Source organism: Alteromonas sp. CyTr2 (assembly GCF_947311905.1).
GTDB lineage: Bacteria > Pseudomonadota > Gammaproteobacteria > Enterobacterales > Alteromonadaceae > Alteromonas > Alteromonas macleodii.
This window is the reverse complement of record NZ_CAMZMZ010000024.1, coordinates 34,141-54,773: the sequence shown is the minus strand read 5'-3', so window position 1 is coordinate 54,773 and position 20,633 is coordinate 34,141. Positions and strand designations below refer to the sequence as shown.

The following is a 20,633-nucleotide window of genomic DNA, read 5'->3' as shown; positions in this document are numbered from 1 at the left end:
GGTCTTTCCTTACTTTTCAAGTGACAATGTTGCAGGTTTTAGACCTTTGGCAGTAACCGTGATTTCGGCGTTTTTAAGTGTTTCACCGATTTCAATTAATAAAGCACCTTCTCCCCGTGATGTCGTAATGGGGCTCTGATTTAATAATCTAATATCGCCTTCAACTTCAGCATTCAGCTCGATATTATTTGTGCGAACAGGATTGCCCTTAGCATCTACCATTTGTGCGTATACAAATACTTTGTCTTTCACGTAGGGAGTAGGAGCAATACCTGAGGTGTCGAGTCGTAGTGTTAACGCAGTAGCTTGCTCAGGTGTGGTGACGCTATGACGGGCGACAATTTTATGACTAATAAGCGCTTCAGCACGCAATGTACCAGGCTCGAAGTTGTCTATTGTGAAGGTAAAGGGAGGATGCGCTAAGTGCGTACTCAAAGCATCAGTGTCGGGGCTTTGCGTCGCAATTAAGCGATCGTTGAGGTAAAGCGCGACGCTCTCGGCATTTGAAAAAACGCGCACATTAGTGATTGACGTTTCAACCCAATTACTTGCGATATACACCATGGGACCGCTTTCAAATTGCGGGGCCTGTTCGTCTGCATTCCTTTGACTTTGGAAAAAGTAATAGCTGAATTTAGGCTGGCGATAAATACTGGCGATACCCGAAGCTTCAATGTCATCGGCGTAGCCGCGGTTATAATCAAACATGACCCAGTAACCGTCTGCAAAGGCGGGTACGGTAAAGTTGTCATTGTGGGCTTCTTGAAGGTTCTTTGCCTGTTGCAGCAGGCGCTTTTCACCACTATTTAGTAATTGACGGCTAGTGCGTTCATCTTCCTGCAAATCTTGCCAGCTATCCTGATTTAAACCCGCGTTTTGCGCGTAATATTCCCAGTCCCCGTACTCAGATACAATGTAAGGGTCTATGGGTGTTTCATAATGCTGCAGTCGGTGTTGGCGGGCTTGTACAAAAATATCGTAGCCGAGTTCCCATCCTGCGGAATAGGCGCCAGGGTATTCGGCATGTGCTGTATCAGATAGTGCTGCGATAAATTCGTCCGGCATATCTGATTCGTTTAACGAGCACTCCCATGCAATGACGCTAGCGTGATTACGGTCTCGGCGTAGTAAATCAGCACACGCTTTTAAGGTATGAGCTTCGAACTCTTTAGTAGGGTTGTAATATTGCCAACCCAATATTGCATCCAGTAACACTAAGCCCAATTCATCTGCCGCCTTCATAAATGCTGTTGAGTGAGGGTAGTGGGACAGTCGAACGTAGTCGAAACCCGCCGATTTGATTTTTACGGCATCGCGGTAATCAGCCTGAGCAGAGGTTGCGTAGCCAACAAACGGATATTCCTGGTGGCGGTTGACACCGCGAAGAAAGGTTTTTTCACCGTTTATCAGTAGCTCATTTTTATCATTGAAGACAAACGAGCGAATACCGATGTTTCGCGATTGATGTTCTATAGTTGTATCGTCATGCGACAATACAGTGTCCAGTGTGTATAAATTGGGGTGCTGAGGAGACCATAAGGCAGGTTCAGTTACTGTAAGTAACTGATTAAAGTGACGCTTTTCACCTGCCGGCAGAGTGTATTGTTGGCTTACCTTGTGAACGTCACTTCCATCAAATGACAAAGTTTGGGCTAGAGTAAAAGTTTTTTCTTCACCGCTGGTGTTAGCTACATGTGTTTTAATGTTTACTTCAGATTTCACTTTCTCGACTAAAGGGAAGGTGACAAAAACACCGCCACCGGCCACTTCGTTAGCATGCATCTCATCAGTAATCATCAAGGGATTTTTTACCAGAAGATTAACATCGCGATATAAGCCACCGTAGGTATTAAAATCGAGCAATGTAAGTGGCTTCGGGCCTGTAACGTCATTGTCACGGTTATCTAAGCGCACGCGGAGGGTATTCCTTCCTGACACCAGGTAAGGGCTTAAATCGAAAGTGAATGGCAAATATCCACCTAAGTGAGTACCCACTTTCTCATCATTAAGCCAAACCTCTGTAGCATTCATTGCTCCCTCAAAACGAATAAACACCGCTTGCTCAAGCCACTCTGCTGGCACTGAAAACGATTTTTGATACCAGGCAATACCTTGCCATTGGTCATTTACCACTTCAGGCTCTAACTGGGGAGTGTGTGGAAGAGCAATAGTTTCCCATGCTTGAGGTATTTGCTCAGGCGAAATCGCCTCATCCGCCTTCTTAAATTGCCAGTCTTGATTGAAAGGAACTACTTCACTTAGAAAAGGCGATGAAGAATGCGGTGGATTAGAAGAAGACGTGAAGGGCTGGCACGCGCCTAACCACAACAGACAACAGAGTAAAAAGCTAAATCGGGAAATAGAAGTCATTGCTCTAGCCTAGATGAATTTAAAAATAGACAAGCCTAGTTGGCTTAAATGCAAAAAGGCACTGCCCTTATATGAAAGAGCAGTGCCGATACAACGCACTTACATCGCGTATTGGAAGCCTAACAAGTAACGGCGTCCCCATTCAGCGTATTGACGTGGTCGGGTAGGGTCGTTGTCAAAGTATGACGTAGACGCTTCATTCGTTAGGTTCTGACCTTGTAACATTACTTTTAAGTTTTCGGTCACTTCGTAGGCAATGCTGGCATCAACCGTGGCTTCGTCGTCTATAGTGAAAACGGCACCTGGATCCCAGCTACCTACGCTAGTGTATGCACTGCGGTAGTTATATGACACCTTCGCATCAATACCTGCTTTGTAATACCAAAGAGTTAAACTACCTACATTTTTAGATAAGCCACCCATAGTCAATGGGTTGTTTTCAGGCTCAAACTCCGTCACGTTAGTATCTGTATAGCTGTAGTTGGTATAAATGCCCAAGCCATCAAAAGGTTCTGGCAACATGTTAAACGCTTGCTGATACATCACTTCAACGCCGCGAATCTGACCACCATCACCGTTCACAGGGCCGGTAAATTGGTAACTTTCACCATTTATATTAAGTGTATCTGTAGCTGCACCAACATGACTCTTTAGGTCTTTAAAGAAGAGTGACACGGTAAGAGCAGCATCTTCAGCAAAGAAATATTCATAGCCCAGGTCAACTTGATCCGCGATGAATGGATTTAGCTGGGGGTTACCGCCAGAAGCAGTGTTAACCGTAGAAGATGTGTTAAGTTGTAAGCCTGTACGCATTTCAATGAGAGGCGGACGAGATATAGCACGTGAAAGTCCAAAGCGAATTTGCGAATCTTCCGTAATGTCAAAACGTAAGTTTAGCGCAGGCAGCACCTCACTATAGTCATGGTCAATCGATACCGCAGTTAGCTCTCCCCCGTCAGCTTGCTGAAAACCGGATGAAGTAGATTCGGTACTGATGTATCGCACACCTACATTACCCGTGTACGAGATACCGCCAATTTCACCTAACAGATTAAACTGAACATACAATGCAGTATTAGTTTCTTGAACATTCCAGCTATTAAGTATATCGGCATTAGTCTGGGTATGCTGGTTGCGGTTATCTATCCCGCCAAACGCTTCCTGCGCTACTTCTGACCAATTTCGTATGCTGTAAAGCGCAGGGACGTCATAGCCTTCACCAAGCTCGTAAGTAAAGGCGTCTACATTGGCACTACTATTGGCTACACTTTGTTGCCAGCTAACCACATCATTGTCTTTTTCTCTATCTGTCCAACGCCCGCCGAAGCTCATGGCATCAATAACTCCCCACTCGACTGGCCGAGCGAAATCAAGCTTGGCAGTGATCATTTCATCTTCTAACAGGCGGTCGTTGTCCACTTGCATGTAGTTAAGGCCGTAATCTGTAGCATCGCTTATGTCATAACCGGTGCCAATTGATAAGCGGTCAGTGGTAGTGTCCCAGCTATAGTCCATGCCATTTGCATCCGCATCAGCATCCCAATACCACGACTGAATATTTACCCAGCGCGAGGTAATTGACGCTTCTGAGTAGCCGATATCCGCGTTAACTTTCCATACATCGCCAAGCCATTCAGCATTTAAGCCTGTACTGACGAGTTCGTTTTTCTGGAACCAAGTAGAATTATTTGCAGTGTGGCTACCGCACCACAACATTCCACCTGAAACGATTTGTTCTGAACCATCGGGTTTAGTTATGATTTGCGGCGGGTTGCTGGCATTTGAAACGTTCCAGTTATTTAAGCCGCCCCAGTTACCCCAACCGTCGAACCAGATTTGATCTTCTCGTTCTTCAATATCAAATTTGGAATAGAAGAGGTCATATTTTAGTTCTAAACTTTCATTTGGTAGCCATTGAAGTACTGTCATTGCACCAACTCGTTGGTTGTCACCTCCTTTCGTAGCCGTCTGTGCTCCCCAAGGGGCCGCTTCAGAGATGCCATTACCATTAACATCACCTTGTTCAGCCTGAACATTATTGTATTCCCACGAGGTAACATCTTTTTGTAGAGAGGGTTGGTCTTGAACGGCAACGCCAAACGCAATACCAAATGTATCTGAAATAGGGTCGATATAACTGAAATTAGCGCGATAACCTTGGGAGTCGGCTGTGGGGATATCGTCTGCTAAAGGATAATCCATCAAGTGCCCGCTGATATTTACTGACCTTTGATCTTTGGTCAACGGTTCTACGAATTGCATGTTAACCAAGCCTGAGATACCCCCTTCAATATTACTTGCTAAAGGGCTTTTAAAAACTTCAACTGAGCTAATAAGTTCCGCAGGGAATTGTTCAAAACGAACACTACGGCTTGGTTCACCGCTAACAATTTCTCGGCCATTCATGGTTGCAAGGTTTAGACGCGGCCCCATACCTCGAATAGAAATCTGACTCGCATTTCCGCGATCACGGTCTGCTGCAATACCTGGTAAACGCGCGAGGGCATCAGTGATTGTCACATCGGGGAGTTGTCCCAAGTCATCTGTGGAGATAATTTCTACCGTCGAATCAGCTAACTTCTTGTGCTGTAGTGAACGGGTTAATGTGCTACCGAAACCACGGACAGTGATAACTTCGGTTTCGTCGATATCAGCTTGTTTATCAACATCGGCCACTTCTTGTGCTGAAGCAATGCTGATATTTAAGCATTGCGCTACCGCAAGTGCAGTCAAACCTAACTTGAATTGTGTCTTCATTCTATTACCCCCAAGGTAAATTTTTTAATAGTGTCTTGAGTCGTGTCGAGTGTGTTTTTAGCGTCCTGGTAGGCGATTGTAGGGATGGCTACCATAAACAGTAACAACTTTATAACATAGTTGGGTAAACGTTTACCATAAAAATATTGAGAGAAATTGAATGTTTTATAGACGGTAATGAATAGTAGGCTGTAAACAAAGGAGGCTGTTGAGGTAAGTTTGAACGCTGTACGCTAGATTTTTAGCGCTCTGTAATGACTTTTTGAATGAAGAGGCTTCACTTCAATACAGAGCTTTCAGGTCGTTTAGAGAACAGTGCGGTATAGGAGGAAGGAAAACGATAATGGCCTAATAAAAAACCAATATTAGGGGTTATCGTTTTCCTTTATGCCAAATAGGAGAGCCCGATTTGGTTTTCAGGGACGCTCTAATGCGATGTCCGCTACAAATTAACTACAGCGGATACGGTCGACGGCGGCTTTCCAACCATCATAGGCTTGATCACGTTCTTGCTTGGTCAATCTTGGAGTGAAAACGCTATCACTCTTCCAACAATGGGTTAAATCGTCGATTGAATTGAAGACACCAGCCTGTAATCCTGCTAAGAAGGCAGCACCAAGAGCGGTGGTTTCCGTAATCTCAGGGCGTTCTACTTCAGCGCCCAATATGTCTGAAAGAAAGCCCATAACCCAATCATTACGCGACATACCGCCATCTACACGAATAGTTGTGGGGCGAGCGCCATCGCTTTCCATTGCTTTTTGCAGGTCCTTAGTCTGGTAGCAAACAGACTGAAGTCCCGCAGCAACGATTTCGCTAATGCCTGTGTCGCGGGTTAAACCTAAAATTGCGCCACGGGCATCTGGATCCCAATAAGGTGCGCCTAAACCAGTAAATGCCGGGACAAGGAACACGCCGTTATCTTGTCTTGCTCGCTGTGCAAGTGCCTCAGATTCGGCGGCATCGTCGATAAGCTTCAGGCCATCTCTGAGCCATTGAACGGTTGCGCCGGCCATAAAAATACTGCCTTCAAGCGCATAAGTCGTTTTGCCGTTTAAACGATACCCAACGGTGGTGAGTAATCGGTTTTTCGATTGCAAAGGGGCGTCACCAGTGTTCAATATCATAAAACAGCCGGTACCGTAGGTGCTCTTGGCCATGCCTTTTTCAAAGCATGCTTGGCCAACTAATGCTGCTTGCTGGTCGCCTGCTACGCCTTGGATAGGAATAGCTCTACCTATGATGTCTTCTTTCGTTACACCAAAGTCAGCCGCACAATCCATCACCTCGGGTAGCATTGAGCGTGGGATATTGAATTTATTAAGTAATTTCTCATCCCAGCATTGGTTATTGATGTCGAACAGCATTGTACGCGAGGCATTGGTGGCATCAGTTTTGTGTGACTCACCACCCGTTAAGCGCCATATAAGGAACGTGTCTACGGTTCCAAACAGCAGCTCTCCGTCCTCGGCTTGCTGTCTTGCACCTTCTACATTGTCTAATATCCAAGCTACTTTTGTGGCAGAGAAATAAGGGTCTAACAGAAGCCCTGTCGATTCAGTAATGTGTGAGACGAGCTCTTCGTCTTCACTTAAATCACGACAAAGCTGGGCTGTGCGTCTGTCTTGCCAAACGATAGCCGGGTAGACAGGCTCACCAGTGTTTTTATTCCACACTAAGGTTGTTTCGCGCTGGTTAGTGATACCAACGGCTGCGATATCTGATGGTGTTAATGAACATTTATTGAAAACTTCTTTGAGGGTAGAGACAACGCTTTCCCAAATTTCCTCTGGATCATGCTCAACCCAGCCATCTTTCGGATATTTTTGAGAGAATTCCTGCTGTGCAATAGCGTCTATACTGCCCTTTGGAGAAAAAATGATGCTGCGAGAGCTTGTTGTACCTTGGTCAATGGCAAGGATATGTTGTCCCATAAGGTCACTCCTGAAGATAGTTTTCATAGAGTTTGCATCATTTACACAGGATTAACAATGCTATATTTTCGAAAACGAACATTGGCGTTTCGTTTTGTTATGGGAACATTGAAGTTAAGCACGTATAATTGATGTAATTTTCTAATTCTGAGGACTCGCGATGAATCAAACGCAAAGACACGAAAAAATTGTTGGGCTTATAAAGCTACATGGTTTTATGTCTATTGACGATTTGGTCAGTGCTTGCGAAGTTACGCCGCAAACAATCCGCCGAGACCTTAACCAGCTTGCCGAAAATGGTGTGGTGAGCCGCTATCATGGTGGTGCTGGCCTAAACAGAAGTTGGGAAAACACGCCATATCAGGAAAGGAAAACCCAAAACAGCGAAGTCAAAGAGAAAATTGCTGAGGCAGTGGCTGCAATGATCCCTGACGGCGCATCGTTGTTCATTAATATCGGTACGACGACGGAAATGATTGCAACTAAGTTGCTCAACCACAAAAATCTTCACGTAGTAACCAACAATATTCACGTTGCTACCATTCTTTCGGCTAAAGAGGATTTCTCCGTCATAATTGCTGCCGGTGAAGTTCGCTATCGCGATGGCGGAATCATTGGCGAGGCAACCTGCGATTTTATAAGCCAGTTCCGCATGGATTACGGCATAATCGGTATCAGTGGTATTAGTTCGGACGGTGCCCTACTTGACTTTGATTTCAGAGAAGTGAAAGTGTCCCAAGCCATTTTGGAACATACTCAACACGTTATATTAGCTGCGGACTACAGTAAGTTTGAACGCCGCGCAATGGTGGAGCAGGGGCACATTTCACAGGTTGATTGCTTGGTTTGTGATAAAACGCCGCCGCCCAGCATAAGCAAGATAATCGAAGAAAATAACATCACCTTTGTCAAAGCGTGACCATCTATTTGCTATAGTTTTCCACTACTTTTAAACCTGTTCTCGGTTTTGCTCGCATTCTACTTTTTGGCAGCCTTCTTTAAACATTACGCACTGTTGCCGCAAGCGCTCTTACACACCACGTATTTTTCAATGTAAATCAGTCAAATATTGTTGCGATTGGATTTGTTCATTCCTTTTAACTACGAATTTTAACTTTCTTTAATGTTCGTAAATGTTCGTTTTGTGTTGACATGTTTTCTTTTTGCTTGTCAAATAGACAACCATATGAGGATATCCATATAAATACCACTAGAGGCAATGTATGAGTCAAAGCAATCAAACTGAACAGACAGTCGACGTTTTAGTCGTTGGCGGCGGTGTTAACGGCGTAGGCGTCGCGCTTGACGCTGCGGGACGCGGGCTTTCGGTTGCTTTGTGCGAGAAAGGTGACCTCGCAGGCGCAACGTCTTCTTCTAGCAGCAAATTAATTCATGGTGGACTTAGGTATTTAGAACATTATGAATTTCGCCTAGTGAAAGAAGCGCTGGCAGAACGTGAAGTGTTGTTGAAGAAAGCGCCTCACATCATGTGGCCGTTACGTTTTCGTTTGCCTCACCAAAAGCATTTACGCCCTGCGTGGATGATACGAATTGGTTTATTCCTCTATGACTCATTGGCTAAGCGCAATATGTTACCGCGCTCACGTAAGCTAACGACCACCAGTGAAAGCCCGCTGGTTAGCGATATTTCAACGTGTTTTGAATACTCAGATGGTTGGGTAGATGACGCACGCTTAGTGGTACTAAATGCACTAGCTGCCCAAGATCAGGGGGCGAAGATATATACGCGTACTGAATGCGTTAAAGCTGAAAAGTTAGATAATTTGTGGAATGTGGAGCTTAAAACGTCTCAAGGGAAAACGTTTACAGTTAAGGCCAGGTCAATTATCAATGCGGCTGGACCGTGGGCAGTATCGTTTCTAGATCGCTTGGTAAATATTCACAACCCCAATGCGATGCGCATGGTAAAGGGAAGTCACTTTGTCGTTCCCAAGCTATATAACTCTGATGAAGCGTACATTCTGCAAAATAAAGACGGGCGTATTGTATTCGTGATCCCTTACGAAGGTGATTTCTCACTTGTGGGCACGACAGACGAAGACTTTAAAGGTAATCCGTCTGACGCTGCAATTTCAAACGAAGAGACTGATTACTTAATTGACGTCGTAAACAACTACTTCAAGTCCAAAGTAACGCGCGAAGATATAGTCCATACTTACAGTGGCGTGCGCCCACTCTTAGAAGAGAAAAACGCGTCAGCACAAGAACTTACTCGGGACTATAAAGTAGAGCTTAAGGGTGAGGCTGGAAAGCCCGTATTACTGAATATCTTCGGCGGCAAGATTACAACCTATCGAAAGCTTTCAGAGCACGCGGTAGATAAACTTGTCTCATGTTTCCCGAAAGCGAAAAAAGCGTGGACCAAAGAAGTACCGCTACCAGGTGGTGCATTTGAGAGTCAAGAATCGCTAGTTGCTCAACTAACTTCCGAGTTTTCTTGGCTAGATAGCGCTATCGCTGAACGCTACGCAAGACAGTATGGCTTACTATGTTATAAGTTTCTTAAAGGTAAAGTGTCAGTAGATGCTATGGGGACTCATTTCGGGGCTGGTATGTATCAGGCAGAAGTTGATTACCTTATAGAGTGCGAGTGGGCTTGTTGTCTAGAAGACGTGATTTGGCGCAGAACAAAACATGGATTACGCTTGGACAAAGCACAACAGGAAGCGCTGTCTTCTTATATCTCAATGAAAGTTTCTGGTGCAGTTCAATCGGATGAGCCTGTGGATGCTGTATTGGCAAGCGCGTAACCCGTGAAAGTTACGCATTAGAAGGAGCCATCTTTGCTTGAAAAGCAATAAGGTGGCTCAATCGCCATTGATTAGCTAGCCCAACAGGATAAAGTAGACGACTTAAAATGAACATGGACGTGATAAACAATACTTCCGTCAAGGAAGTCGTACTTATTAGACACGGTAAGCCTCTCTCGGCGCATAATGACAAAGTAAACGCAGCTCAATATGCTCAGTGGGTGCGTAACTATGATAAATCGATACTCGATCCAACGAGTCACCCAAAGCAGAAGACCCATATCGACGACAGCTACATTGTGGTTAGCCCGTTACTAAGGGCTAAATTGTCTGCGGCTTATTACGGCGCGACTCAAATTGATGAAGAGTTGCCCCATCTTAAAGAAATGGATATTCCTTACTACAAACTTCCGTTCACCTTGCGCAGTTGGCACTGGGTCGTCTTAAGTCGTGCATTATGGTTTATAGGATTTAAAGGTCGATTTGAAAGTTTCAAAGCTGCCAAGCAAAGGGTTAATCTTGTTTCCGAGCGTATTGAAAAACTGTGTGAGAAACACGAGCGGATAGTGCTATTCGGGCATGGTATGACTAACTATTACACCCGAAAATCACTCATAAAAAATGGCTGGCAATTAAAGCAAAAAGACGGTGATTTTTGGGGAATTACGATATTGCACAAGCCGTTGCCATAATGCTGAGTCTTCGTTTTTTAACCAGAAATTCTTAAGGTTTATTTATACCTACTTCATTTTTTCTTCAAAATGTCGATAAAATAGAACAATGCCTAACAAGCGCTAACGACTTGAACAAAGGCATGGGGAATCGACAATGAATAAAACCAACAAAAAGAAACCTTCCACGTCTAATGTTTTTAAAGCGGCTATTGCAGCTATTTTTGCAATTACCTTTGGCGTCACTATCAACTTTCTTCATACCGACGAGCAAGACACCACAATCACCGCATTTGCACTAAATCTAGATACGTTTAAGCGTCACGTCGTCTCGTCTCACTGGCAATGGCGAGTCCGCCAACCCACCACTATGATAATGCTGATTCACTACAACGAGTCGGGCAAAGAAACGAATCGTACTCCGGTGCGAATGAATCACAACGGATGGCCGACCGCAGAGCTTTCTAGTGAAGGGTGTGAAAAAATATGGACGTCGCTAATGGCGACACCACTGCGCGTGGACGGCTTTAAGATCCATGCAGACTACTATGCTGAACTTGAAGAGAACGAAGACAACTATTGGTGTCGCTTCAGCTTAAGTAGCGGCGCGTATTTCGACTATTTTCCTGCAAATGGAACAGTAACAAATTTAAGCGATTAAACTGGCCACATAAACGAGGGTGCACAATATAGGCCTATGCTTATATAGGTATTTGTTCTATTTAGATAATTAGTCTACTTTTGAGTTAATGCCATGTTACTTATTGGCGCCATAAGGTATTGTTGATTATAAGATAATACTCGGCATTAACGAATTAAGTAGATATATGCTTTCACGCTTATTTTCTTCGAAAAGTAAAAAAACTAGCGTCACTGTAGGCGTATCGGTCTGTGCTTCTGAGCTACACATTGTGGCTATAGAGCGCAGTGGCGACGCTGTTTCACTTAATTCTGTTTCTTCAATTCCCTATGATCAGCATCAGCCTCTCAAGCAACAGCTATCGGCGGCGTTAAGCCCGTTTGCTAAGTCGACCTGTAATGTTTCTATAGTGCTTTCACAGCATATGTACCACATGGTACAGGTTGATAAGCCAGAAATGGCAGAAGAGGATATTACAACAGCGTTACCGTGGACTCTCGGAGAGCTGGTTCCCTATGACTCCAGCAACATGGTTTTAGACTATGTCGACTACCCGGTTAAAAGTCGGAGTGGCGGCCAAAAGATAAATGTATTCGCTGCCGAAAGGTCCTCACTTGCTGCCGTCGCAGCGAGCATGGCAAAAAAGAAAGACAAGCAGCTTACACATATCCACACCAAAGAAGTGTTAGCAACTGAAATGGTGCCAAATGATGACTATGCGCGACTACTCATCATCCAAGAGCCCAACAGTGAACCGTTTTTAATGATAGTGCGCTCTCAGGCTATTTGGTTGGCACGTCGCTTACGTGGATTTGTAAGCAAAGTTAATGAGCAAACAGACCTGTCACAGCTAAGTGATACTTTGGGATTAGAAATTCAACGCTCAATGGATTTCTATGAGTCGCAACTTAAGCAGCCGCCTTTAAAAGAAATTCTGTTTAAAACTCAATTTGACTGTGTGCCAGTGATCGAACGGCTGAAGCCGTTTCAGCCCGTTGCCATGAATGTCTTTACTTCACAGCTTAATTTAGCCGATGTAGTTGAACCTGCCTGCCACTTTGCGTTAGCAAGTGCACTTGTTGCAGCGAGAGAGGTGGCATGAAAAGAACGATAAACCTCTATCAGGACTCTCTTAAACCAAAGAAAGAGCGGTTACCATTCTCGAAGGTACTTTGGCTTAATGGCGCGGCAATAGGTGTCATGTTGGTGGTGGTAATCGCGCTCAATATTACGTTGGGGGCGAAGCAGAAAAAGTTAAATGAAAAAACAAACGCGATTAGCCAACTGAATAGCGAAATTAAAACCTTAAGCGCTGCACTCGAGAAGAAACGAGACACCCAGTCGCTTCAGCAACAGCTTGAAAAGGTGAACGCCAAAATTGAAAACCGAAGACGTCTGTTAGCGTATCTTGATAGCGGAGAGTTGTCATTTGACGCAACAAAGTACGGCGAGGTGATGGACGACTTGGCTAATTTCCACAATCAGAACCTATGGCTGACGAGTATTGATATCGATACACAAACCATTCGCCTGTCAGGCCAAACCTTGGCGCCTTCATCTATACCTGTGTGGCTTAAAAAGTTGCAGCAGTCTCCGTTTTTCCAAGGTAAGTCATTTTCTTCAGTGCAGTTTGATGAAGTAGACGGCAAAGAAAACGTGAAACAATTCTTGATATCCACAGATTTTGAAGGAGACGCTGATGAATCAGTACCAGCAGCTCTCTGAGAAATTCTCCGCTCTTGAAAGCAGAGAAAAACAGCTAATTACATGGGTGAGTTTTGCTCTCATTATCTATCTATTCTTCTGGTTCGGTGTTTCGCCTGCACTTGATGACTTGTCTGCAACCGATAAAGCAGTCATCAGAAAGGAGAGCGAGCACAAAGCATTGGTCATTCAAAGAGATGCTATTCAAGAAGCGCTAACCATCGATTATACAAAGCGCACGCAGCTAGAACTCGATAAGGCCAGAAAAGACCTACTATCAATTGATGAGGCACTACTTTCACTTAATGAAGGGTTTGTCGCAGCCGATCGAATGCCCGAGCTGCTTATGACGCTTCTAAACGAAGAAGACAACGTACGTTTAGTGAATTTTAAGGTCGAGCCTACCGAAACAGTACGCTTTGGTGACGGTGAGTCTCAAAGCACACCGTTTTACCGTCATAACATGCGCTTAATTATTGAGGGAAGTTACTTTGACCTGCGTAGCTACCTAGCGCGCCTTCAAGCCGCCCCTGAAAAAGTCGTAGTAACAGATTTTGCTTACAACGTTGAAGCTTACCCAAGTGCCACGTTAGCACTGGGGTTAGCAACGGTAAGCAATAATGAAACCTTTATCTCGCTGTAAGGAGAGAGTGTGAAACGGTTAAGAATTGTGGTCACAGCTTTAGCGATAGCAACATGCTTACCTGCAGTTGCGTCTGTCGACCCGACTAGGCCTGCAATCGCCAGTGCATCAGTGTCTAGCAATGATGAAGCGGTAGCAGGAGAGCTAGCACTTCAATCTATCTTTAAACGCAGTACAGGTTATAGCGCGATCATATCGGGTAAATCTTACCGCGTGGGCGACACACTGAACGAATACACCGTATCAAAAATTAACCCCAAGAACGTGGTTATCACTGACGGACGTCAGCAGAAAATACTAAGAATGTATGCATATGAAATTAAAAAATAGCCTCATTGTTAACACATTGGTTTTGTCTGCAGCGTTAGTTGTGGCAGGTTGCCAATCTTATGGTGTTGGCGAGGAAGTAAAACCTCATATTCGCGATGAACTAGCACGTTCTCAGAATACGACATCAAGTAAACCAACACCGCCCCCTCAGCTTAATCAAGAACTGCTGGCAGAGGTTGCCCGTTATCAAGCGTTACCTGCGCCAACATCACAGAAAATGTTCGCAGTTTCTGCTAACAATGTAGACGTGCGTCCGTTTTTCGACGCGTTAATTGAAGACACACCTTACAGTGTCGCCGTTCATCCTGCTGTGTCGGGGCAAATTAGCTTAACGCTCAAAGAAGTGGCGTTAGAAGATGTGTTAACCATTATTTCGAGAATGTATCCGTTAGACGTGTTTTTGGAAGGGAAAGTAATTCAGGTTATGCCTTCTCAACTAAAGACGGAATCTATCCCGGTTAACTTTCTTATGATCAAGCGCTTCGGTGTATCTAACGTAAGCGTTATTGCCGGTGGGGTAAGTGAGCAAGACCAAAACAATGGTGGCAACAACGTTGGAATTAACGGCAATAACAACATTAGCGGGAACGCGCTAGGTGGTCAGGGTGGTTTTGGAGGCCAAGGCGGACTTGGCGGCAATAACATCCAACAGCTCAATGGCTCAAACATTCAGACTACCAGTGAAAACGACTTTTGGAGCGATTTAAAAGAGGCACTAAAAGTACTGGTCTCGCCAACAGAAGGCCGCCAGGTTGTGGTTTCACCCCAAGCGGGCTTGGTCACAGTTCGAGCACTGCCCAGCGAAATCGCAGTGGTGAAAGACTTTTTAAACCAAAGCCAAGAGAGCTTACAGCGACAGGTGGTATTAGAGGCGCGCATTATTGAAGTCACTCTAAACGACGGCTATCAGCAAGGCGTGCGCTGGGATCGTATTGCAAGCGGCTTGACGGGCAGTGTGAACTTTGGCTTCAGTGGCGGAGCTATAGCGTCAAACTTTGCTGCAAATACCGCTGCAGGTATAGATCCAGCCATTAATGCAGTTAATGGCATAGGGAACTCAATCTCTACAGATATTGGCGGCGTTTCTACTTTGAGAATTTCCCGAGGTGACTTTGACGGCGTTATCAATATGCTGCAAACCCAAGGTGATGTTCAGATGTTGAGTAACCCCAGAGTGACCGTCACTAACAACCAGAAAGCAGTGATTAAAGTGGGTCAGGACGAATACTTTGTCACCGATGTGTCGACCAGTGAAGATCAAAGCGCGACACAAACCGAAAACGAAAATGACATCGAACTTACCCCGTTTTTTTCAGGTATTGCCTTAGATGTTACCCCTCAAATTGACAGAAGCGGCTCGGTTATATTGCACGTTCACCCATCAGTAACGGAAACGGCAGAGCAGACTAAAGTCATTCAGGTGGGCGATCAGCAAATCTTGCTGCCACTGGCACAAAGTAATATCCGAGAGTCAGATACGGTAATTCGTGCCCGCGATGGAGAAATTGTCGTGATTGGCGGTTTGATGGAAACCGTTACCAGTGAGCAAGAATCAAAAACGCCTTTGTTGGGCGACATTCCATTCATTGGTAACGCGTTTAAAAACAAAGCCAAAACGCAGAGTAAGCGCGAGCTGGTGATCTTGATACGCCCATCAGTTGTGCAACCGGACACGTGGGAAAAACAACGTCTTCGCACTCAGTCATTACTTGATCAGTGGTATAGAAACTAATTATGTATCAGGGCTTTTTTCACTTCACAGATATGCCGTTTTCGCTTACCCCGAATACGGATTTCTTTTGTGCGCTTGCGCCACACAATGAAGCGTTAAAAGTCATTTTATCAGCATTGAGTATGTCTGAAGGCTTTATAAAAGTAACCGGTGAAGTCGGTACAGGTAAGACATTGTTATGCCGTAAATTAATTAATCATCTGTCTGATAAATTTGTAGCCTGCTATTTACCCAATCCATACCTTTCGCCTGATGAATTACGCCAAGCATTTGCGAGAGAGTTAGGTATTGTTACGGAAGGAAATAGTGATAATCAAGGCTTGCATAATGCAATAGAGACAAAGCTATTATCCCTTAAAAAAGAGGGGCGACAAGCGGTACTAATCATTGACGAAGCGCAGTCGCTGAGTTGGGATGCTCTTGAGATGCTGCGTCTTTTTAGCAATTTGGAAACGGAAAAAAGTAAGCTGCTTCAAATTGTCTTGTTTGGACAGCCTGAACTTGATGACAACCTGGCAAACCCTAAAGTAAGACAAATCCGCCAGCGAATAAGTTTTTCCTACACTTTACGCACAATGACGTCAGCCGAAGTCGATTACTACATTGGTCACCGGTTGACGACAGCAGGTGGTGACGAGCAGTTGATATCTAGAGGACTGCGCGCATTTATAGCGTTGGTTACCAAGGGTACGCCTCGCTTGGTTAACATAGTTTGTCATAAGATTCTTTTGCGCGCATATGGTCAGGGCAAGGCGTCGGCGACCTGGTCACATACCCTAAGCGCCGTTTTCGATACACATGACTGTAAACGCAGAATTGTCCCAAGGCAGAGTCTTGTTATTTTGTCGCTTGCTGTGGTGGCAGTTGCAAGTGTACTACATGTATACGGCGCAGGTGGCATATGAGCATTTTGAATGACACCTTAAAGTCACTGGATGAACGCAATAAAAGTGAAGACTTTGGTTTGCCGCCAACCGTTGAAGTCAGTCAACGTCCAGTGTGGCCAAAAGCGCTCATGATCATCGCCGTTTTGGTGTTTGTAGTGTGGTTAGGAATTACACTTTTATCTGGTACTTCTCATCGCGAAAAAAGTGAAGATGGGTTAAGCACAACGACCGTTTCAAGTGCCCCGAGCGTTAACAACCCGTCTGCTGAAAGTACAATATCAGAGCGCGTTGCCGATAGCACAGCAGATATAAATGCGCCGTCACAAGGAATGCAATCAACCCCGTTATCTGAAAGTGATATGGCGCTACAAAACCGTGCGTCAGATGTGGCTGAGCTGGTTTTCAATACCGTTGATGAGTCATTAGAAGATGATGAAGCTCAATACAGAAAAAGGGTTACAACTACGGTATCAGCAACCAGCACAGCTGATGATGTGAATGCGTCAAGCGTCAATAACAGCGCAAACGCCAGTAGTCCTCAATCAGAACTGTCTGCGGCAAGCAAGGCACAACCCGCAAGCTCGAAAGCAGCAGAGCCTAAACCCACAAATATCATAACCAGAGAGCCTGTAGTTGAGGTAGCACCTAAGTCACCTGAACGACAAAGTGCAATGCATTTAGAAGCAGGACTTAAAGCGTATAACTTTGGCATTTTTAATGAGGCTCAAAAAAGCTTCACGCTAGCACTGGCAACCTTTCCGCAAAATGACGAGGCGCGCAAGCAGCTAGCTGCACTTTATTTTGGACAAAACAATAATTTACAGGCACTGCAGGTACTTTCAGAGGGCATTGTGATCTCGCCTAGCGAATTAATTTGGCGAGAGCTAATGGCCAAAATTCTGGTGCAGGAAAGCCGCTTCGAAGAAGTATTGAATTTGATGCCTGATAGCTTGGATGCTAAAGCGTTAGCCGAAGGCCGTGCCGACTATCTAATTTTAAAGGGCACCTCTGCTCAAACCATCAATAAGTCAGAGCAAGCGATATCAGCATTCAGCGCTATGACATCGCTACAGCCTAATAATGCGAAATGGTGGTTGGCACTAGGGGTGAATTATGACGCATTGGCAGATGAGCGCCTGGCGATATCATCTTATTCCAGGGCACTCGCCATTGGCGGGCTTTCCTCTGCATCTGCACAATATGCAAACTCGCGTCTAACTGATTTACAGGAGCAGCCTTAATGCGACCTCGATTAAAGATGCGCCTTGGCGACTTACTCGTTCACGAAAACATTATCTCCAGTGAGCAGCTTGACAATGCGCTTGCGGCGCAGCGAACGTCAGGGCGCAAACTGGGGGATACACTTATCGATTTGGGCTTTATCGGCGAACCCCAGCTTCTTCGCTTCTTGGCACAGCAGCTAAATATTCCTTTCTTGGATATAACACAGCGCCGTATAGACCCAGAGCAAGCTCAGCTTATCCCAGAGACTTACGCTCGTCGCTATCGTGCCTTGGTGTTAGAAGCGGACGACGATGAAGTGCTACTGGGCATGAGCGACCCAACGGACTTGGGAGGCTTAGACCAGCTGGGCCCGTTAGTCGCTCCCCGAACCATTGAGCTGGCTATCGTACAAGAGAACCAAATGCTAGAGGCATTTGATACTGTTTACCGCCGTACCCAGGACATCGCGTCGTTTGCTGAAAAACTAGGTGAAGAGTATGCAGACGAGGCTGATTTTGAGTTGTCAGCACTTGATGACACCACCTCGGACGCTACGGTCGTTAAGCTGCTTCACTCCATATTTGAAGATGCCGTTCAAGTTAGGGCATCAGATATTCACATCGAGCCCGATGAAAAAATCCTGCGCATTCGTCAACGTGTCGACGGCGTTTTGCAAGAAAACACGCTCAACCAAGTGAAAATAGCCTCGGCGCTGGTACTACGACTCAAACTCATGTCTGGCTTGGATATATCTGAAAAGCGTATTCCACAAGACGGGCGATTTAATATTAAAGTGAAAGGACACACCTTAGATGTGCGTGTGTCGACCATGCCGGTAGCCAATGGAGAAGCGGTAGTTATGCGTTTATTAGACCAGTCTGCTGGCCTACTAACGCTAGACCAAACCGGTATGCCCGATGCTATGGCAGAGAAATTTAGAGCTGCCATTAATCGTCCCCACGGTATGATCCTGGTAACGGGGCCTACGGGTTCCGGTAAAACTACGACTCTGTATGGGGCACTTAGCGAACTCAATAAGCCTGACCTTAAAATCATAACGGCTGAAGACCCCATTGAATACCGTCTACCGCGAATCAACCAAGTTCAGGTTAATGCCAAAATTGGGCTGGACTTTGCCGCCATTCTTCGCACTACGTTACGTCAAGACCCCGACATTATCATGGTGGGGGAAATGCGTGACCAAGAAACCGTAGAGATTGGTCTTCGAGGTGCATTAACCGGCCACTTGGTATTAAGTACGCTTCACACCAACGACTCAGTAACCAGCGCTATTCGCCTTATCGATATGGGCGCGGCGCCGTATTTGGTTGCTACTTCATTACGAGGAGTGCTTGCACAGCGTCTGGTTCGTAGGGTGTGTGAAAACTGTAAAGAAGAAAAGCCTGCAACCGCCCAAGAACAAGCGTGGGTTGGCTTCTTGAAACCTGAATTAGCCACTGCCACCTTCTATAAAGGGCGCGGGTGCAACAGTTGTAATCACACAGGATACAAAGGCCGGATAGGTGTTTTTGAATTTCTGGAAATGAACGAGGACATGATGGAGGCCTTGCGTGAAGACGACACGCAGGGCTTCGTAGATGCGACTAAGGCGAATAAAGACTTTGTTCCTTTATCTCACATGGCGCTGGACTACGCAGCTCAGGGCAAAACTTCTTTAGATGAAGTGTTCAAAGTCGCTGAATTCGTACCTGAAGTGGTGAATCACTAATGCCACAGTTCAAGTACGCAGGTAAGTCAACGCAAGGCGGGCCTCAAAGAGGAGTTATAGAAGCCGCGTCAGCGCAAGCCGCAGCACAAGCCTTGCTGTCACAAAACATTGTGCCTCTTACCATTGTTGAATCAAAAAAACGCAGTGCAGAAAATGAAGGAGACGGCTTCGATATCACGCGTTTATTTCAACAAAAGGTGGGACTGGATGAAATGATCATTTTCTCCCGCCAAATGTACTCATTGCTAAAGGCCGGTATTCCCATTATTCGCGCCATTAAAGGCCTAAGCGAAAATGCATCGCATAAACGCTTTCAAGAGATTTTGAAAGATATTGCAGACCAGTTAGAGCAGGGGCGAAGTCTGTCTTCTTCCATGGCTAAATATGAAAAGGTGTTTACGAGACTTACCATATCCGTGGTGGTGGTAGGTGAAAATACCGGTAAATTAGACGATGTATTCCTACAGCTTGCCCTCTATTTCGAACGCGAGCAAGAAACCCGCAAGCGCATCAAATCGGCGCTGCGCTATCCCACTTTTGTGTTAATTGCGCTAGCAATTGCCATGTTCATTTTGAATCTATTTGTTGTGCCAGTGTTCACCCAAATGTTTGAGCGCTTTGACACTGAACTTCCAATTATGACCCGCGTGTTAATTGGTACTTCCAATTTCTTTGTGAACTATTGGTGGCTGCTAATTATTGTGATTGTGGGAGGGATTTTCGCTGTTAAACAATACGTTAATTCGACTAATGGACGACTCAAATGGGACAAATTTAAACTAAAGTTGCCTGTCGTGGGCAGCATTATTGAGCGATCATTACTTTCAAGATATAGCCGAAGTTTTTCAATGATCTTACGTGCAGGCGTGCCGTTAACCGCAGGGCTTTCACTTACTGCCGACGCCGTAGACAACGCGCACATGCAAAAGCGCATTAAAGAAATGCGGCAAGGGATCGAAAAAGGCGAAAGTTTGCTTAGAGTTTCGAAAAATAGCGAACTGTTTTCTACACTTGTACTACAGATGATTGCAGTAGGTGAGGAGACGGGGCGACTAGAACCGTTGTTAGAAGAAAGTGCTGACTATTACGAACGTGAAGTCGACTTCGACTTGAAAAGTTTAACGGCCAAAATCGAACCTATTTTGATTGGTTTTGTTGCGGTAATGGTATTGATCCTGGCGCTTGGCATATTTACGCCAATGTGGAACATGATGTCGGCGGTGAAAGGCGGCTGATAAAGC

General features: G+C 45.3%; 16 protein-coding genes. 13 read left to right on the top strand and 3 right to left on the bottom strand.

Annotated elements, in window-relative coordinates:
* Positions 1–9: 9 nt before the first annotated feature.
* The 3 genes from QME20_RS13300 to glpK all read right to left on the bottom strand — a co-directional run bounded on the left by QME20_RS13300 (position 10) and on the right by glpK (position 7,061).
* On the bottom strand, positions 10–2,370 hold the full coding sequence (locus QME20_RS13300; RefSeq protein WP_281716052.1) for a sugar-binding domain-containing protein: 2,361 nt from the start codon (positions 2,368–2,370) through the stop codon (positions 10–12).
* Positions 2,371–2,469: 99 nt separating this feature from the next.
* Positions 2,470–5,127 (bottom strand): TonB-dependent receptor, encoded by a 2,658-nt coding sequence (locus QME20_RS13295; protein WP_281716051.1) that lies wholly within the window; start codon positions 5,125–5,127, stop codon positions 2,470–2,472.
* A 449-nt stretch (positions 5,128–5,576) separates the two neighbouring features.
* Positions 5,577–7,061, bottom strand: a complete 1,485-nt coding sequence (gene glpK / locus QME20_RS13290) for a glycerol kinase GlpK (RefSeq protein ID WP_014947887.1) — start codon at positions 7,059–7,061, stop codon at positions 5,577–5,579.
* Between the two features lie 160 nt (positions 7,062–7,221).
* Between glpK and QME20_RS13285 the strand changes: the two genes are divergently transcribed.
* The 13 genes from QME20_RS13285 to QME20_RS13225 all read left to right on the top strand — a co-directional run bounded on the left by QME20_RS13285 (position 7,222) and on the right by QME20_RS13225 (position 20,627).
* On the top strand, positions 7,222–7,980 hold the full coding sequence (locus tag QME20_RS13285; protein WP_014947888.1) for a DeoR/GlpR family transcriptional regulator: 759 nt from the start codon (positions 7,222–7,224) through the stop codon (positions 7,978–7,980).
* Between the two features lie 304 nt (positions 7,981–8,284).
* The gene (gene glpD, locus QME20_RS13280) at positions 8,285–9,832 is read left to right on the top strand and encodes a glycerol-3-phosphate dehydrogenase (protein WP_281716050.1); all 1,548 of its coding nucleotides are present in this window, start codon (positions 8,285–8,287) and stop codon (positions 9,830–9,832) included.
* A gap of 107 nt (positions 9,833–9,939) precedes the next feature.
* The gene (locus QME20_RS13275; RefSeq protein WP_039225882.1) at positions 9,940–10,524 is read left to right on the top strand and encodes a phosphoglycerate mutase family protein; all 585 of its coding nucleotides are present in this window, start codon (positions 9,940–9,942) and stop codon (positions 10,522–10,524) included.
* Between the two features lie 136 nt (positions 10,525–10,660).
* Positions 10,661–11,164: a hypothetical protein gene (locus QME20_RS13270; protein ID WP_239240361.1), complete on the top strand. Its 504-nt coding sequence runs from the start codon at positions 10,661–10,663 to the stop codon at positions 11,162–11,164.
* 166 nt (positions 11,165–11,330) lie between these two features.
* Positions 11,331–12,245: an agglutinin biogenesis protein MshI gene (locus QME20_RS13265; protein WP_156085765.1), complete on the top strand. Its 915-nt coding sequence runs from the start codon at positions 11,331–11,333 to the stop codon at positions 12,243–12,245.
* Complete coding sequence (locus QME20_RS13260) at positions 12,242–12,868, top strand: PilN domain-containing protein (RefSeq protein ID WP_061439056.1); 627 nt, start codon at positions 12,242–12,244, stop codon at positions 12,866–12,868. The genes QME20_RS13265 and QME20_RS13260 overlap by 4 nt, the downstream gene beginning before the upstream one ends.
* Positions 12,843–13,490, top strand: a complete 648-nt coding sequence (locus QME20_RS13255) for a type II secretion system protein M (protein WP_061439059.1) — start codon at positions 12,843–12,845, stop codon at positions 13,488–13,490. Before QME20_RS13260 ends, QME20_RS13255 begins: the two co-directional genes overlap by 26 nt.
* 9 nt (positions 13,491–13,499) lie before the next feature.
* Positions 13,500–13,820, top strand: a complete 321-nt coding sequence (locus QME20_RS13250; protein ID WP_014947895.1) for an agglutinin biogenesis protein MshK — start codon at positions 13,500–13,502, stop codon at positions 13,818–13,820.
* Positions 13,804–15,552, top strand: a complete 1,749-nt coding sequence (mshL, locus tag QME20_RS13245) for a pilus (MSHA type) biogenesis protein MshL (RefSeq protein ID WP_281716049.1) — start codon at positions 13,804–13,806, stop codon at positions 15,550–15,552. Before QME20_RS13250 ends, mshL begins: the two co-directional genes overlap by 17 nt.
* 2 nt (positions 15,553–15,554) lie before the next feature.
* A complete protein-coding gene (locus QME20_RS13240; RefSeq protein WP_281716048.1) occupies positions 15,555–16,457 on the top strand; it encodes an AAA family ATPase in 903 nt (300 codons plus the stop codon).
* Entirely contained in the window at positions 16,454–17,680 is a 1,227-nt protein-coding gene (locus QME20_RS13235) for a tetratricopeptide repeat protein (RefSeq protein WP_281716047.1), read from the top strand. The genes QME20_RS13240 and QME20_RS13235 overlap by 4 nt, the downstream gene beginning before the upstream one ends.
* Positions 17,680–19,392: a GspE/PulE family protein gene (locus QME20_RS13230; protein WP_281716046.1), complete on the top strand. Its 1,713-nt coding sequence runs from the start codon at positions 17,680–17,682 to the stop codon at positions 19,390–19,392. The genes QME20_RS13235 and QME20_RS13230 overlap by 1 nt, the downstream gene beginning before the upstream one ends.
* On the top strand, positions 19,392–20,627 hold the full coding sequence (locus QME20_RS13225) for a type II secretion system F family protein (RefSeq protein ID WP_014947900.1): 1,236 nt from the start codon (positions 19,392–19,394) through the stop codon (positions 20,625–20,627). The genes QME20_RS13230 and QME20_RS13225 overlap by 1 nt, the downstream gene beginning before the upstream one ends.
* Positions 20,628–20,633 lie beyond the last annotated feature (6 nt).